16 protein-coding genes are annotated in these 15,004 nt (G+C 54.0%); 6 read left to right on the top strand and 10 right to left on the bottom strand.

The annotated features are described in order from the left end of the window. Window positions 1-79: 79 nt before the first annotated feature. Complete coding sequence (locus C8R31_RS11475) at window positions 80-1,297, top strand: argininosuccinate synthase (protein WP_107694361.1); 1,218 nt, start codon at window positions 80-82, stop codon at window positions 1,295-1,297. Between the two features lie 54 nt (window positions 1,298-1,351). Beyond that, window positions 1,352-1,837: a YajQ family cyclic di-GMP-binding protein gene (locus C8R31_RS11470; protein WP_107694217.1), complete on the top strand. Its 486-nt coding sequence runs from the start codon at window positions 1,352-1,354 to the stop codon at window positions 1,835-1,837. A gap of 24 nt (window positions 1,838-1,861) precedes the next feature. Here C8R31_RS11470 and C8R31_RS11465 read toward each other — a convergent pair whose 3' ends face one another. The 7 genes from C8R31_RS11465 to C8R31_RS15855 form a co-directional block, all read right to left on the bottom strand. Further along, window positions 1,862-2,563 carry a type 1 glutamine amidotransferase gene (locus C8R31_RS11465; protein WP_107694216.1) on the bottom strand — a complete coding sequence of 234 codons (702 nt, stop codon included), beginning with the start codon at window positions 2,561-2,563 and terminating at the stop codon, window positions 1,862-1,864. A gap of 136 nt (window positions 2,564-2,699) precedes the next feature. After that, complete coding sequence (locus C8R31_RS11460; RefSeq protein WP_107694215.1) at window positions 2,700-3,221, bottom strand: FecR domain-containing protein; 522 nt, start codon at window positions 3,219-3,221, stop codon at window positions 2,700-2,702. 106 nt (window positions 3,222-3,327) lie between these two features. Next, window positions 3,328-3,747, bottom strand: a complete 420-nt coding sequence (locus C8R31_RS11455; RefSeq protein WP_107694214.1) for a biopolymer transporter ExbD — start codon at window positions 3,745-3,747, stop codon at window positions 3,328-3,330. Then, window positions 3,747-4,511: a MotA/TolQ/ExbB proton channel family protein gene (locus tag C8R31_RS11450; protein WP_107694213.1), complete on the bottom strand. Its 765-nt coding sequence runs from the start codon at window positions 4,509-4,511 to the stop codon at window positions 3,747-3,749. The genes C8R31_RS11455 and C8R31_RS11450 overlap by 1 nt, the downstream gene beginning before the upstream one ends. A 4-nt stretch (window positions 4,512-4,515) precedes the next feature. Then, a complete protein-coding gene (locus tag C8R31_RS11445; protein ID WP_107694212.1) occupies window positions 4,516-5,166 on the bottom strand; it encodes an energy transducer TonB in 651 nt (216 codons plus the stop codon). A 2-nt stretch (window positions 5,167-5,168) separates the two neighbouring features. Continuing rightward, a complete protein-coding gene (locus C8R31_RS11440; protein WP_107694211.1) occupies window positions 5,169-5,660 on the bottom strand; it encodes a redoxin domain-containing protein in 492 nt (163 codons plus the stop codon). A 141-nt stretch (window positions 5,661-5,801) separates the two neighbouring features. Then, window positions 5,802-6,329, bottom strand: a complete 528-nt coding sequence (locus C8R31_RS15855) for a hypothetical protein (protein WP_146164589.1) — start codon at window positions 6,327-6,329, stop codon at window positions 5,802-5,804. On the opposite strand from C8R31_RS15855, the gene C8R31_RS11430 reads away from it, so the two are divergent. The 4 genes from C8R31_RS11430 to C8R31_RS11415 all read left to right on the top strand — a co-directional run bounded on the left by C8R31_RS11430 (window position 6,240) and on the right by C8R31_RS11415 (window position 8,073). Then, window positions 6,240-6,812: an RNA polymerase sigma factor gene (locus C8R31_RS11430; protein ID WP_107694209.1), complete on the top strand. Its 573-nt coding sequence runs from the start codon at window positions 6,240-6,242 to the stop codon at window positions 6,810-6,812. The two genes, C8R31_RS15855 and C8R31_RS11430, sit on opposite strands and share 90 nt — an antisense overlap. Further along, window positions 6,809-7,183 (top strand): DUF3619 family protein, encoded by a 375-nt coding sequence (locus tag C8R31_RS11425; protein WP_107694208.1) that lies wholly within the window; start codon window positions 6,809-6,811, stop codon window positions 7,181-7,183. The genes C8R31_RS11430 and C8R31_RS11425 overlap by 4 nt, the downstream gene beginning before the upstream one ends. Further along, the gene (locus C8R31_RS11420) at window positions 7,165-7,557 is read left to right on the top strand and encodes a DUF3106 domain-containing protein (protein WP_107694207.1); all 393 of its coding nucleotides are present in this window, start codon (window positions 7,165-7,167) and stop codon (window positions 7,555-7,557) included. The genes C8R31_RS11425 and C8R31_RS11420 overlap by 19 nt, the downstream gene beginning before the upstream one ends. 99 nt (window positions 7,558-7,656) lie before the next feature. Next, window positions 7,657-8,073: an RDD family protein gene (locus C8R31_RS11415; protein WP_107694360.1), complete on the top strand. Its 417-nt coding sequence runs from the start codon at window positions 7,657-7,659 to the stop codon at window positions 8,071-8,073. 224 nt (window positions 8,074-8,297) lie between these two features. Here C8R31_RS11415 and tldD read toward each other — a convergent pair whose 3' ends face one another. From tldD to C8R31_RS11395, 3 genes are all read right to left on the bottom strand, one after another. Beyond that, window positions 8,298-9,758 carry a metalloprotease TldD gene (gene tldD, locus C8R31_RS11405; RefSeq protein WP_107694205.1) on the bottom strand — a complete coding sequence of 487 codons (1,461 nt, stop codon included), beginning with the start codon at window positions 9,756-9,758 and terminating at the stop codon, window positions 8,298-8,300. 31 nt (window positions 9,759-9,789) lie between these two features. Beyond that, complete coding sequence (locus tag C8R31_RS11400) at window positions 9,790-10,653, bottom strand: carbon-nitrogen hydrolase family protein (protein ID WP_107694359.1); 864 nt, start codon at window positions 10,651-10,653, stop codon at window positions 9,790-9,792. 494 nt (window positions 10,654-11,147) lie between these two features. Beyond that, window positions 11,148-14,990 carry a YhdP family protein gene (locus C8R31_RS11395; protein WP_258192682.1) on the bottom strand — a complete coding sequence of 1,281 codons (3,843 nt, stop codon included), beginning with the start codon at window positions 14,988-14,990 and terminating at the stop codon, window positions 11,148-11,150. Window positions 14,991-15,004 lie beyond the last annotated feature (14 nt).

The raw sequence follows: 15,004 nt of genomic DNA, 5'->3' as shown, positions 1-15,004 counted from the left end.
TACGCGTTTTACGCATCCAACTGAGAAGCAGGTTTTACCGTAAACGAGTCAAAGCATGAACATAACAACCAACATCGATATGCCTGAAATAAACAAAGTGGTGCTCGCATTCTCCGGCGGGCTGGATACATCCGTGATCCTCAAATGGCTGCAGGATACCTACCGCTGTGAAGTGGTCACGTTTACCGCGGATATTGGTCAGGGCGAGGAGGTTGAGCCCGCGCGGGCGAAGGCCGAACGGCTGGGTGTGAAGGAGGTCTTCATTGAGGACCTGCGTGAGGAATTCGTCCGCGATTATGTCTTTCCCATGTTCAGAGCCAATACCGTATACGAGGGCGAATATCTCCTCGGCACCAGTATTGCCCGGCCACTGATAGCCAAGCGCCAGATCGAGATCGCTCGCGAAACCGCCGCGGACGCGGTTTCTCATGGCGCGACCGGAAAAGGCAACGATCAGGTGCGGTTTGAACTTGGCTATTACGCGTTGCAACCTGATATTCGCGTGATTGCGCCATGGCGAGAATGGGACCTTACCTCCCGTGAGAAGCTGTTGAAGTATGCTGAAGCGCATGGCATTCCAGTCGAGATGAAAAAAAAGGGCGGCTCTCCCTACAGCATGGACGCAAACCTGCTGCACATCTCGTATGAGGGCCGCATTCTGGAAGATCCCGCGCAGGAGCCCGAGGAATCGATGTGGCGTTGGAGCGTGTCGCCGGAACAAGCGCCGGACGTGCCGGAATACGTTGAACTGGAGTTCAGGCAAGGCGACATTAGCGCATTGAACGGGCAAAAGCTCTCGCCAGCTCAGATACTGGAGAAACTCAATCAGTTGGGGGGCAAGCACGGCATCGGGCGCCTGGATCTGGTCGAGAACCGCTACGTAGGCATGAAATCCCGGGGTTGTTATGAGACTCCTGGCGGGACCATCATGCTGCGCACTCATCGTGCAATCGAATCGATTACACTCGACCGCGAAGTTGCCCATCTCAAGGATGAGCTGATGCCGCGCTATGCCGAGCTGATCTACAATGGTTATTGGTGGAGTCCCGAGCGCAGAATGATGCAAACCATGATTGATGCGTCCCAGGTGCACGTCAATGGCTGGGTACGGGTAAAGCTATACAAAGGAAATGTTATCGTAGTGGGACGCGACTCTGAGACGGATTCGTTGTTTGATCCCAATATAGCGACCTTTGAGGAAGACAAGGGCGCGTACAATCAGGCTGATGCCGCTGGATTCATCAAGCTGAATGCGCTGCGGATGCGTATTGCAGCAACCTTGAATCAGCGCGGATGATTCACCATCAACGTTTCGCCTGCTCCACGTCAGTATTTACCGGGAGACTTGCTCATGCCATCGTTCGATATCGTTTCCGAAGTCGATAAACAGGAAGTCAGAAACGCGGTTGATCAGGTAAACAAAGAGGTGGGAACACGGTTCGACTTTAAAGGTTCAGACGCTCGTGTGGAACAGGCAGACTATGCGCTCACCATTTTTGCAGATGATGAATTCAAGCTGGACCAGGTGCTTGACATTCTGATGGCGAAGCTGGCGAAGCGCAATGTCGATGTGCGTTGCCTGGAGAAGGGGGAGTCGGAGAAAATCAGCGGTAATAAAGTCAAACAGCAGGTTACGGTCAAAACCGGGGTGGAAAGCGAACTGGCGAAAAAAATAATCAGACTCGTCAAGGATAGCAAGCTCAAGGTTCAGGGCAGCATCCAGGGCGAGACAGTGCGTATTTCAGGGGCAAAGCGCGACACGCTGCAGGAAGCGATACAGCTGGTCAAGAAATCTATATCCGAATATCCGCTTCAGTTCCAGAATTTTCGTGAGTAACTGGACCAACCTGTCGGTAATACTTTAAGCCAAACCCGAGATCCATCGCTCGTATAAGCTCCGCGCCACGTTATTCAATCGGTTTACTCGCTCGATCAGGTTTCTCTGAATTGCCTCCGGCGATTGCACTGATGGAATATTGCTGGTGGCGATTTCCGCCGCCCCTGTCTGACACCAGGTTTTTACCATTTCTTCAGTCATCTCGACATGGCATTGAAGCGCAAGGTGCCTGTCGAGCGCGAATGCCTGATTTTCACAGCAGGGGCTGGAAAGAAGAAGGGCGGCGCCCGCCGGAATGGTAAATGCTTCCCCGTGCCAGTGGAATGCCTCGAACCCCGTCACCTCGCCGAACCATTCGCGTGCGGCGGCGTTGTCCGCGACGCGTACCTCACCCCAGCCGATTTCCTTGACCGGGCTTTGATGCACCTCTCCGCGGAGGGCTTTCGACATCAATTGCCCACCAAGGCAATGGCCCAGCACGGGGACATTATTCGCTACTGCTTGCTCAATTAGAGCAAGCGCTGGCGCAATCCACGAAAGGTCATCATTGACGCTCATCGGTCCACCCATGAATACGAGCCCGCTAAAGCGGTTGGGGCTTGAGGGAACGGTTTCGTTGGCGTCGATTCTGACGAGCTGCCAGGGGATAGAATGGGAATCAAGAAATGCGGCGAAGTAACCCGGACCTTCCGTCGGAAAATGTCTGAAGATGGCAACGGGTTTCATGCAAGAGACCGTTTCGAGCCTTACGCGTTAAGTAACAAATAAAGCTTTTGCTTTAAGTCGCCCTCAGATTGTTTGGTTTCAGATCACGCGAAGGCCCCCGAGGCCCAGGTAGTTCGGCGCTTGCAGTTAAGGGAATCTATACACCCCGCCGCCACGGCGCGATGGCTGAGTCCGGGATTATTCTCTGACCGGTGACCCTTACGCCATCAAAATTGGCCGTTTCATGGGCTCCAATCAGGTACGTTCCCATCTCGACCTGAACCTCCACTTGACCGCTGGCTACGGCAATGCTGCCCCCGGCAGGGGTTTTGCTGACACTGAAACGAGTCCCGGTATCCCTTATGTAAGTGGTGCCCACTTTGAGTTGCAATTTTCCGGGCCCCTCGCCCCGTACATCGAAATAAGCATTGCCGCGCAATAGCTCGATACGAGGGGGATCGGTATTGCTGACGGTAACGCTGCTATCGGCGTCAAGACTGATATCAATGTTTGGCGTAGCGGTAACCGTGATGCGTTGCCCCGGTTCAGTTTCGTGTAGCCGGGTGCTCAGGGGTTTCGCGATGAACCATGAGATTAACCCGAGGCTCACCGCCGCGGCTACTATGGAACCATGCACGAGGAAACGCTGCCAGACAGGGGGACGACCTAGGGTAGCCATACGTGCGAGTCCCCGGACATATTCCTATCCCATTCGTGGGACCGGATCGCAGTATTTAAATTTTCAGCTGCCGACATCGTGTTCCGGCTATATGGTGACATGGGTCCTATGGTTTTGACGGATCGGTAACAAACCCGATTCGGACGAGTCCGGCTTTTGCCGCGATGGACATCACACGTGCCACATGCTCGTAATGCACATGCCGGTCAGCCCTAATATGCAACTCGATGTTGGGGTTCTCCTTGGCCGTCGCGGCAAACCGCGGGGCCACCTGGTCCATTGTAACCGGCTCGCCATTCCAGTAAAGGGTCGAGTCCTCACGAAGAGCAAATTCGATATGATCCGGTTGAGTGATATTTGGATTGCTCGACGCTTTGGGTAGATCCACCTTAACCGAATGTGTCAGCAACGGCGCGGTGATGATGAAGATCACGAGCAATACGAGCATCACATCCACCAGCGGCACCACGTTGATTTCGGACAACGGTGGCGGTCTGTTACCACTATTCATCGTGCCAAATGCCATTACAACCTCCTTTCACCGGGCACAACTGCGGGCGCAACGACAGGCGCAACAACGCGTAGCTGACGTTCGTCGCCAGCAGAGCTATTGGTTTTTGCTCCCACCGTAATGAGTACGAAGAGGTCGTGAGCGAAGGCATCCAGACGTGCCAGCCAGATGCGATTGCGCCGCACGAAGGTGTTGTAAGCCAGCACGGCCGGAATCGCTACAGCCAGCCCCAGCGCAGTCATAATCAATGCTTCACCCACCGGACCAGCCACTTTATCCAAGGTACCCTGACCGGATAGTCCAATTTGTATCAGGGCGTGATAAATCCCCCACACAGTACCAAACAAGCCGATATAAGGAGCGGCCGACCCCGCCGAAGCGATCAGTGTCAGGCCGTTTTCCACGCGAGTTGCCTCCTGATCGAGTCCATTGCGCAATACGCGGGTTATAAATTCCCCCGCTCCGCCTCCTGCCGCCAGCTTCTGCAAACCGTGTTTTTCGGAATCGGCGGCTGCATCCATCGCAAGGTGTGCAAGTTGGGCAAATGCGTTATCGCGCGAGCCATCATTCAGTGTCGAGTTGACCTCCTGCAAAGAACCGGCGCTCCAGAAGCGTTTGAGAAATGCATCGGCACGCCGCCCGGCGAGAAAATTCGAAATACTCTTTGTCAGGATGAGGTACCAGCTCGCCACCGAAAGCATAAGCAGCAGCAGGAGTACGCTCATGCCTACGCCATCGAGCTGCGTGATGAAATTCGAGAAGCCTAGACCTTTTTCCATTGAATCAATCTCCTTGCAATACAAAGTTGAAGGGTTGCAGGGCAATAGCTCGGACGGGCTGGCCATTGCGCGTTGGTGGGTTGCAGCGCCATGTTTTTACCGCTGCCATCGCTGCTTCGTCGAGACGCTTGTAGCCACTGCTATTGGCGATCTGCGCTATATTAACCTGACCGCTCTCGTCCAGTTCCACTCTTAATACCAGCTTTCCTTCCTCCCCCAGTCGCCGAGACAAGGGGGGGTAAACAGGCGCATTCAAATGGGGGCAGGCAACGGAAAGCTCCGAGGATAGCGTGACTGGACCGGCCGGCATCTGCGGAGCGGCCGGCGCTTCCGGCGCCGCTACCGGTTCTGGCTCGGGATCTGGTTGGAATGACAGTGCTACCGGCTCACTGGGCGCGACCACCGGCGCTTCCGCGACTAGCTGGCGTGACTGTGGCTTCTTTGCCGGCTGAGGCTTGGGTGTTGGGGGAGGAGGGGACTCAGGCTTGGGCTCTTCTTTCGGTCGCGCTGCAGGGATAAAGTTGACGAACACCGTCGCCAGCTGTTCCGGGGGTGGGATCAGCTGCTGTTTAAACAAGAAATATAGCAGCGCGCCATGAGCCGCGAGCACGAGCATCAGGCTGGGCAAGAAAGCAGGATTGCGATTGATGACCATGCTCAAGGTGTCGGCCCGGCTACGGCGGTGCTAGCCAGCCACTGTTCAAAAAATTGCTTGCTGACCAGGCCAGTCTTGACGTCGCGCTGGTGTTTCCGGTCATAAAAATAGGTTCGTGGCACCTCCCCATACCAGCGGGCATCAATTTCGCGACGCAGGCGTTCCGGCATATCATCCGCAAAAACCCATTGCTCCACTTGGCCCATGCCATGGGCTGCAGCCTTTAAGGCCAACTGCGGTGCATCACTTATGGTGTCTGTGGCAACGAGGACCACGTCCAGATTGGGATGGCTACGACGGAGCTCACTCAACGTTTTCAATTCGGTGGGACAATATTGACAGTCAAGCGACCACAAGACGAGAATGAACGGTTTGCCCTGGCGAGCTGCAACGACCTGTCCCAGACTTCCCTGAGTAAAAGGCCGGACGGCTTCCGCTGCAACCGCAACATTCACGCAACAGAGCATGAATACAAGAATAACGAGTCGCAACATTGTATGATCCCAGCCGTACATAAACTGTTCTCTAGAGCCGGAATTTGTCGTTGAGTTACTCAGCGTTGACATTTCGAAATGTGAATCTAATTGAGAATCAGTTCCACTCAGAAGGTGCAATTTTACCATGAAGCTGCAAACCTACGTAAAGTGCGCGCCGTAAAATATATTTTTTTGCCAATCTGCTATCTGATATAGGTCAGAAGCATGATAGGCGGGTGGGAACATAATCACAATGCGGCAAATTGTCGCAGGACGCGTCGAAACGCCGATATGTGGAATTGTCCTTATGACTAAGTTCTCGCTGTTTGGTTCGAACAAAACCCCGGTGTTTACCTGCCGATACGATACGGCGGTTGGGATGCCAGAATGAGAATATATGGCTATCATTTCGTGCGCGCCGAGTCGCTGCTCAAGGATCAGCGGGATGCAAGGAAGTATCAGTTCGATAAAGTTGACTCGATCCAGCGAGCGATGCTGTGTCCGTTTCCAGCCGAAGTTTCGTCCGGTCGGATTTTTGTTAACATTGCTGTAGACGTTACGTCGGTTTTTTCCGTATTTTTGCGATAGGCATTTGTCCTGGCTACTCAACAGGAACTTTCTAATTTTCTGGCTGAAACCGAGCGGCGCGCGTACAAGCAGGCGATGTTCGCGGTGCGTGACGAACATTTGGCCATGGATATTGTTCAGGATTCGATGACGAAGCTCATTGAGAGTTACTCCATGAAGCCGCCGGAAGAATTGCCCCTGTTATTTCAGCGTATACTTCAGAATACTATTCGGGATTTTTACCGCCGGCAAAAAACCCGCTCCCTCTGGACAACGCTGTTTTCGTCATTCCTGCCTGCTCATCAGGAAAAAGAATCCGAAGATTATGACCCGTTAGAAACTTTGGAGTTGGAAGGGTTATCTAATGCAAATGACCCCCGTAAATTACTGGAACAATCCCAGCTTATCGGTTTGCTGGAGAAGGCTATTGAATCGCTGCCCGCACGTCAACGGGAAGCGTTTCTTTTGCGTTACTGGGAGGAGATGGATGTTACCGAAACCGCAAAGGTCATGGGGTGCTCTGAAGGAAGCGTGAAGACACATTGCTCCCGTGCAACCCATGCACTTGCTACGCTGCTGAAAAAAGAAGGAATTGAGTTATGAGCGAAGACGAAATAGGGAAGAACGTTACGCGCCTGTTGGATCACGGCTTGGACAATCTCAAGCAGAGTACATTGAACCGCCTTCAGGCGGCCCGCAGGGCAGCCCTCGAAAATTATCATATGACCGAGGCAGAGGTCGGCGTGGGCGTAGGTCAAGGCGCTTCCGCACGGGGCGGGCACGAGTGGCAGCTTAAAACGCCCAAACTGTTATCGGCCATTACGCTGCTGCTTGCCCTCGCTGGGGTTGTCTATTGGCAGACGCTGCAGCCCACCGATGAAAACGAAGAAATCGATATCATGCTGCTGGTCGATGAACTACCTGTGAATGCGTATCTGGACAATGAGTTAGATGCATGGCTCGATCCTTCCTAGCGGTCGCGTTCTGGCTGTGCGTTTCGTTCTCCGTGTCCGCTTCAGCCACAGCGGCCAAACCTTCGTGGGATGAATTAAAGCCCCAACAACGGGAGGTCCTGGCTCCACTGGCGCAAGAGTGGAACAATATGGACTCTGCAAAAAAGAAGAAATGGCTAGGCATTGCCAAGCGTTACCCGGGAATGACGGCTGAAGAGCAGCAACGCACCCAATTGCAGATGCGCGACTGGTATTCTCTTACTCCCGAGCAGCGCGAGTTGGTTCGCGAGAAGTACAAAACGATTAAAAAGCTCCCGCCAGAGAAGCGTCACGAAATAAAACAGAAATGGCTTGAATATGGGCAGACCTCCTCTGGAGACCAGGGCCGGGATTAGCGGATATATTTCTGCCTCGGCTAACTGGCAGGAGGACAACTATGAAGGGGGCGATCTATGAATAAGGGCGAAAGCGCGCTCTGAATGAGTTCCGGAACGATAACGGCGTCTGCGCCTGGATTTTTGCGGCGGCTGCTGAGCATGGTTTATGAATTGCTGATACTGGTGGCAGTTCTATTTATCGCCAGCTTCGTTTTTCACCTTGTGTTTCAGGATACAAGCTCTATTCTTTTCCGCCCCGTGTTTCAGATTTATCTCCTCCTGGTCGCCGGAATTTATTTCACGTGGTTCTGGACTCATGGGGGACAAACACTGCCCATGCAAACGTGGAAGCTTCGCTTGGTAAGCGCCGATGGGCATCAGCTTTCTTTGAAGCAGGCGATCGCACGGTATTTATTTGCTGTGATTGGCTTTTTTTTCTTTGGTTGCGGAATTCTTTGGGCGTTCTTCGACCGGGACGGCCTTTTTTTACATGACCGATTGGCCGGTAGCAGGATCGTTAGAATAGAGGGATAGGCCTTCGCGGCTGGCCGTTGGGCCGATGCTTGGTGCTCGGCACCATCATATGAAATACACCGGGGTGTCACCGAGAGGTAAGGTGCGTTCCTTCGCGGGCGGGGTCACCTGAAGATCAGGGGGAGCTTGTTTCTGAGGTTTGGTTCTGGGCTTATCCTCAAGGCGTATTGCGTGACCCCCCTCGATCACAGCCCTGGCCGCCCCCAGATCTGCGTCAGGCTTTCTCAAGCAGTTCCGCCTACCGTTAACCCATCTATACGCAGCGTCGGCTGGCCTACTCCCACTGGCACGCTTTGCCCTTCCTTTCCGCAGGTACCGACGCCGGGATCGAGCGACATGTCGTTACCTATCATCGAAACCCGCGTAAGGACGTCCGGACCATTGCCGATGAGGGTGGCTCCCTTTACCGGATAGGAAATCTTACCATTTTCGATCATGTAAGCTTCGGCAGCCGAGAAGACGAATTTCCCGCTGGTAATGTCCACCTGGCCGCCACCGAAATTGACCGCGTACAAGCCATGTTTAACCGAAGCGATAATCTCCTCAGGGCTCCGGTCGCCGTTTAACATATAGGTATTTGTCATGCGCGGCATGGGAATGTGAGCAAATGACTCACGTCTGCCATTCCCGGTGACGGGAACATTCATCAGTCGCGCGTTCAGGCTGTCTTGCAAGTAACCCTTGAGTATGCCGTTTTCGATCAGCACTGTGCACTGAGTGGGGTTTCCTTCGTCATCAATATTCAACGATCCGCGCCTTCTCGCAATCGTGCCGTCGTCCACTACGGTCACGCCCGGGGCGGCGACCCGTTCGCCGATGCGTCCGGAGAATGCGGAACTGCCTTTGCGGTTGAAATCTCCTTCCAGTCCGTGGCCTATAGCCTCGTGCAGCAGTATTCCCGGCCAGCCTGCGCCCAGAACGACCGTCATGGTGCCGGCGGGCGCAGGTTTTGCATCCAGATTGACGAGGGCTTGATGCACGGCTTTCGCGGCGTAATCCCGCAGTACATCGTCGGTAAAATAAGCATAGTCAAAGCGTCCTCCTCCTCCCGCTGCGCCTTGTTCGCGCTGCCCATTTTCCTCGGCAATGACTTGTACCGAAAGTCGCACCAGCGGGCGTACATCAGCCGCTACAAGACCATCGCCGCGGGCGACGAGAACTACCTCATATTCTCCAGCCAGCGATGCCATCACCTGGATGACACGTTTATCTATTGCCCGCGCATACCCTTCGAGCTTTTCGAGCAATGCGACCTTATCGGTGTCATTAAGACTGGCAATGGGATCCTGTGGCAGGTAGAGTTCACGCCCCTTGCTGCGCTTCACTGCTTGTACCGATTGGGTATCGCCATGGCGCGCGATGGCGCGGGTGGCCTGAGCCGCAGATGCCAAAGCAGGCATACTGATATCGTCAGAATAGGCGAATGCTGTCTTATCGCCACTTACGGCGCGGACGCCGACACCTTGGTCGATATTAAAGCTGCCGGACTTGACGATGCCTTCTTCTAAGGCCCAACCTTCAGCGCGGCTGTATTGGAAATACAGGTCGGCATAGTCGATGCGGTGCGAGAGCATTTGACCGAATACCGTCTGTAATGCGGCTGTATCAATCTCATGAGGCATCAATAAGCAACGGTTGGCCGTGGCAAAAAGATCCTCGGGTTGGGTGACAGGTTCAGTGGTCATATGTCAGTGTACCCATTATGGGGGGAAAAATTCAACAGTGATGGAGGGTTCGATGATTCAACGCCGGCAAACTATTGCGCAAGCTGGCCTGGTAGTCAGGATTAATATCCGCCGTCACCACCCCGGATCCTCGGGGAAGACGATTGAGGATCACTCCCCAGGGATCGACGATCATGCTGTCCCCGTGTGTCTCGCGCCCGTTGACGTGATACCCCCCCTGCGCGGGCGCGACGACGTAGGCGAGATTTTCGATCGCGCGAGCACGAATCAACGTTTCCCAATGCGCCTTCCCGGTCGTTGCGGTAAAGGCTGCCGGGGCAAAAATGATATCCACTTGCCCCATGGATCGGTAAAGCTCGGGAAAACGGAGATCATAACAAATGGAAAGCCCCATGCGGCCAAATGGCGAGTCGACGACAACGACTCCACAACCCGCTTCGATCGTTTCTTCCTCGGCATAGCGTTCGTTGCCAAGCTCCAGGCCAAATAGATGAATTTTGTCGTAACGCCCAACCTGCTCGCCTTTGTCGTTATAAACGAGGCAGCTATTTCTCACCTTATCCGGTCTGGAGGAAACTAATGGTACCGATCCACCCACTAACCAGATACCCAGGCGCCGAGCGATTTTACTCAGGAATTCCTGTATCGGCCCATCGTTAAACTGTTCGCGCGCCGCTACTCTGTCGGCATCGCTCATTCCCATCAGGCAAAAATATTCGGGTAGCGCCACTAGTTTGGCCCCTTGGGCAGCCGCAATTTCCAGCAGGCGTGCAGCCTCTTCCAGATTGCCCCAAATATTCGGCCCTGCTGTCATCTGGATTGCGGCGACACGAGTGAAGCTCCCGCGGGTCCCAGTTAATTCAGGTTCCTTACCAACCGTCGAGTTATCAAGCATGTTCATGAGCTACTTCATCGCCAGCAATAATAAGACTAAGATTACGTTTTTATCCGCAGCCGCAACGTAAGTGTCAGGGAAGCAAGGGTAACCGAAAATGATGTATTTAGGAACCTCTGAATAAGCCCTTCGCGGGCGCGACAGAAGCTCTGCGGGCGGGATCTGCGAAAGGCGACAACGCTAATGGCTGATCATGGCTGGCCCCTCCGCCAAGAGCCCCGCCCGTCCGCCAAGAGCCCGGCAAAGCAGGGCACCCGCAAGGCTTGTTATAGTGCAAACCGTTCCACTCCTTAAATCACAGATCAAACCATGATGTGCGCAGGATGTGGGGCCGCCTTGAAAGCCTCCCAATCTTACCAGCAACGCGCACCGCTAGGACTTGGGGACAGATTTCTTTATATTCCCCTTCGAGACTCCTTGTCGTTTGTAGCGGAATCCGTCGATCCATCGCAGCGAGAGACACGGTTTTAGTGTGCGCATGCGGACAAGAAGTTCTATTGTTCGTGTTTGACCGGTTCTTGTTCCTGTCGCATTATTCTCGCGACAACCGGCTCAGTCCAGCTGCCGGTAATGTCGTATTCTTTAGAAGTGGCCGGCTTTTGCAATGCTGTGTTTGCAATTACGGATGCCATGCCGACCACCGGGGTGGCTAATCCATATGACGGCGTCACCTTTATATGCAGCTTTTGAGTTTCTGCTTCGAGATTCATCTCTCCATTCATAAAGATTTTTACGGAGGGCCCTTCGATCCGGAGGTCATCGGTCGTTGCTAGGCCACGCCTTATTTTTACCCCACCTGAGATATCATCAAACCCCAAACCCTCACTGAACACATCATGAAAATCCAGCGTAATCCTTCGCGGCAGCGCTTGGAGATTGAAAATACCGAATAATCGGCCGAGACCGGGTTCGAATTTTGGGAACTGTCCACGCTTTGCGTTCAGCTTGAAGGTTCCTGACAAGGTGGAGTAATCGATCGATAGTGGGTTACCGTGCCACGACAACACTCCCTCAAGCCTGCCGCTCCCACGCCTCACTTGGTCGGGAAGGCCGAGACGGGTAAGAAAAGTTCCGATATCGCTGGCCTCCAATATGAGATCAGCCTGTACCCGTGGGGCGCCAGTACGATTCTGCCAGAGGCCATGAGCGGTAATCGAACTGTCGGGACTGCTTACATGCAGTTTCTCCACGCGCCAAAAGTTTTCCTGTTGGCCAGCGATCAGTTCCAGTCTGCCGAGTTCCTTATCGCCCATAAAAAACGTGTCGACAACAACGTCGAGTGCAGGCCACGTTTTGCTTTGGAGCCGCTTTTGCGCCTCTACGCCGGATCTTGAAGGAGATTTAGCAGGGATTGCCAGCCTGTGCAATCTTGCGGTCACCGTGCCGTTGGCGGACGGATCCCATTTGACATCACCGTTGATCTCGTTCCCGACCACAGTCGAATGCCATGCGCCTTCTTTTTTGTCCGCGTTCAGCATCAGATCATGGAAGCGTTTACCCAGAAAGTCGAGGGTGCCGACATGCACTTGGATGCCCGCGAGATTGGACGAAAACTCCGCCTCGTCCTTGGATTGACCGAGGAGACTACGCCATCGATCCAGGTTGAGTGTCGGCAATGCGCCGTTTACAAATATTCCTGCTTTCTCGGTGGGGCGTCGGGATGCTGCACCCAAGGTGATTTCGCCGGTATCAACACGATAATCGCCTGCGCTATCACGAGTTCGGGTGATTTTGGCGTTCGCAACGCTTCCATAGCTGACGATGAGGCGATCCCTTTCGGGGCTTGTGACTGTACGCTCAAAACGAAGTGGCACAATATCCGCGGCGGCCTTGGCAAAAGGCTCGGGTAAATCGGAGGTGAGACCCCGTAGTGCCGATTCAACCGAAGCCTCCACAATTTTGTTGCTCAGATGGATCGAGGCCCGCCAATCCGTGCTGCCGCGTAAATATTGCACCCACGGCTGTGGAGCATGTGCCAGCGGGTCTCGGGAAGGCGAAGCCAAATTATCGAGGTCAATCTTCCCGAGGACAGATAGGCGCACGCTTCCATCCGATGCATTGGCTGAACTGATAGCAACCGGTCCCCCGAGCAGTCGCGCCGTTATATTTTCTATCTTGAGTCCGGATTCATTAAAAGCCATCACGCCGTTAATTTTCGTCAGGCTCGGCATCCTTGGACCCGGATCGAGCTGATTATCCACGAACTCGTAGTTGCCGCTCAGTTTGACCGGTCCGGTCCGTTGCAGGGGCAGATCAAACTGCACTGCCAATTTTCCATTTCCGGAAACGGGAATATCGTCGGCCAAGGTGCTCTGCCCCCCTTTCGCCATTGTTTGGGCAGCAAATTTTATAAATTGCCGCGTCGCGCCACTCGCTTCAACTTCGCTGTGCAGTACCGCATCGGGGTCGGATATGTCGGCAATATGAAAGCTGGCTTTGGTAACGGTAGCGCCTAATACACTGGCTTGAGACGCGTCGAATTCCATACGGCGGCCATGAACCTTCACATTTCCCCATATATTCTCTATGCGCGGCCATTCAGGAATGTTTTCGAGGATTAACCCCGAGACTTTCGAATTTAGCGTGAAGATTCCGTCATTTTGACCGAAGGGAAAGTCGGCAAGATTTCCCCGGAGATGTAGCCGGGTATCGGAGAATTGTCCCTCGACGATTGCATCGCCAAACCACTCAGGAAAGTAACGCGTTGCGAAGACGGGTAAATATTCCTTGAAGTAGTGCGCATCGGCACGCGTCAGATGACCGGTCATATCTATAACGCCAGGGCCATCGCCCGCCCCCCAGTAATTTCCGTGGGCTAATCCGGCAGCGTAGGCATTGAAGAAGGAAATATTACTGAATTTGAGTGCAATGGAGTTGTCGGTGGGCAACCTGCTCCAGCTCGCCTGACCAGTGAGCTTATCCAGCTTCAACGGCCTATGAAACACATCCTGCCAATCGACCGTGGCATTCTGGGAATTGAGGTTAAGGGTACCGGCCCGCTCGGTAATGTCGAGATTGCCCGTGATGCCATCAAATGCCGGTAGCATTTCGGACTTTTTCATCCCAAGGTTGGCAAAATGTCCCTTCGCGCTAAAACTTGACGGTCCCGACAATTCGTCCACCCACTTTGCCCGCATATAATGCAACTCGCCCCGCGGGGAGAGTTTTTCCAGTTTCTTGCGCAGTGTCTCGCCCAGCGGCAGATATTCCGCGAGGTCGCCCAGGATTCGCAGGTTCAGCCTATCTATATTTAATATTCCGCTAGCAGGATTGCCGCCGCGACGCGGAATCATCCGTAATGAAAAATTGACGGGTTGGGATTCGGGGTTATGGCGCGTGGCAGCACTTAAATTTTTTGCGAACAACTCGAAACCACCCGCTCCGCTGCCTATCTTTTGCCATCCCACTCTTCCGCGCACCCGCATAAGGTTTAGTTCGGGCAAATCGGGAGCCAGCTGTGTCTTGACCTGACGCAAACGCATATCTGCTGTCAATCTCGTCATATCCAGCCCTTCGATACTCGCCCACATTCGCAGCGTTCCGGTACCGTGATTCAACTGGATTTCCTCGGGGAAGGGCAGCCAGACACGCCACGCGGCAATATCCGCGCGGTCGATTTGTGTAAACAGCCTGCCTCGCCATTCTTCGGGGATATCCAGAGATTCTCCAAACAGATCCCCCCGCAGATCGAGACTCGCTGCAAGTTCGGCTGGGGGGGTGGCGCGCAACCCAAAACGATGGTGGTGGCCCCGATTTTCAAGGCGCAGGTTCACCAGCAGTTCCAGTTCGGGCGCGCCACGATAGTCATCCTGCCAAAGAATACTGGCGTTTTTGATAATGACGCGTCTCTGGTTTAATAACCAATCGGAAAAGCCATTTTCGCTTCCAGTCCACTCTTTGTTGAGTGCGAATCCTGCTACATGAATGACACCCGAGGGATCGCGACGCACAACCAGGTCGGGTTGGTCGATCTCCATTTCGCGGAAGTGCAGGTTTCCATCGAAAACCGAGCGCCACGAGAGCGTGCCTTCCAGGCGGTGCAGCAGCAGCATGACATCGCCCTCTTTGTCGTGCACTTGTATGGCGCGCATCACCATATGAGGGCGAAGTCCGTCCCAGTTCGCGCTGATCTCGCCTATTGTGAGACGCTGCCCAGACGCTTGGCTGATGGCCTGGGCGATATTCTCACGGTATTGCTCGATATCGGGGAGTAGCCAGTAGCGAAATGATAACAGTAGCAGTGAAACGGAGGCCGCGATGACAATCAGGACCCATGTCAACAGGCGGAGCAAAAAGTTGCCAAATCCCCCGAGACGTGACGTTACCGAAAAATTCAATACTTATTTCCAGT

Source organism: Nitrosospira sp. Nsp2, assembly GCF_003050965.1.
Taxonomy (GTDB): domain Bacteria; phylum Pseudomonadota; class Gammaproteobacteria; order Burkholderiales; family Nitrosomonadaceae; genus Nitrosospira.
This window is presented reverse-complemented; position numbering and strand designations above follow the sequence as displayed.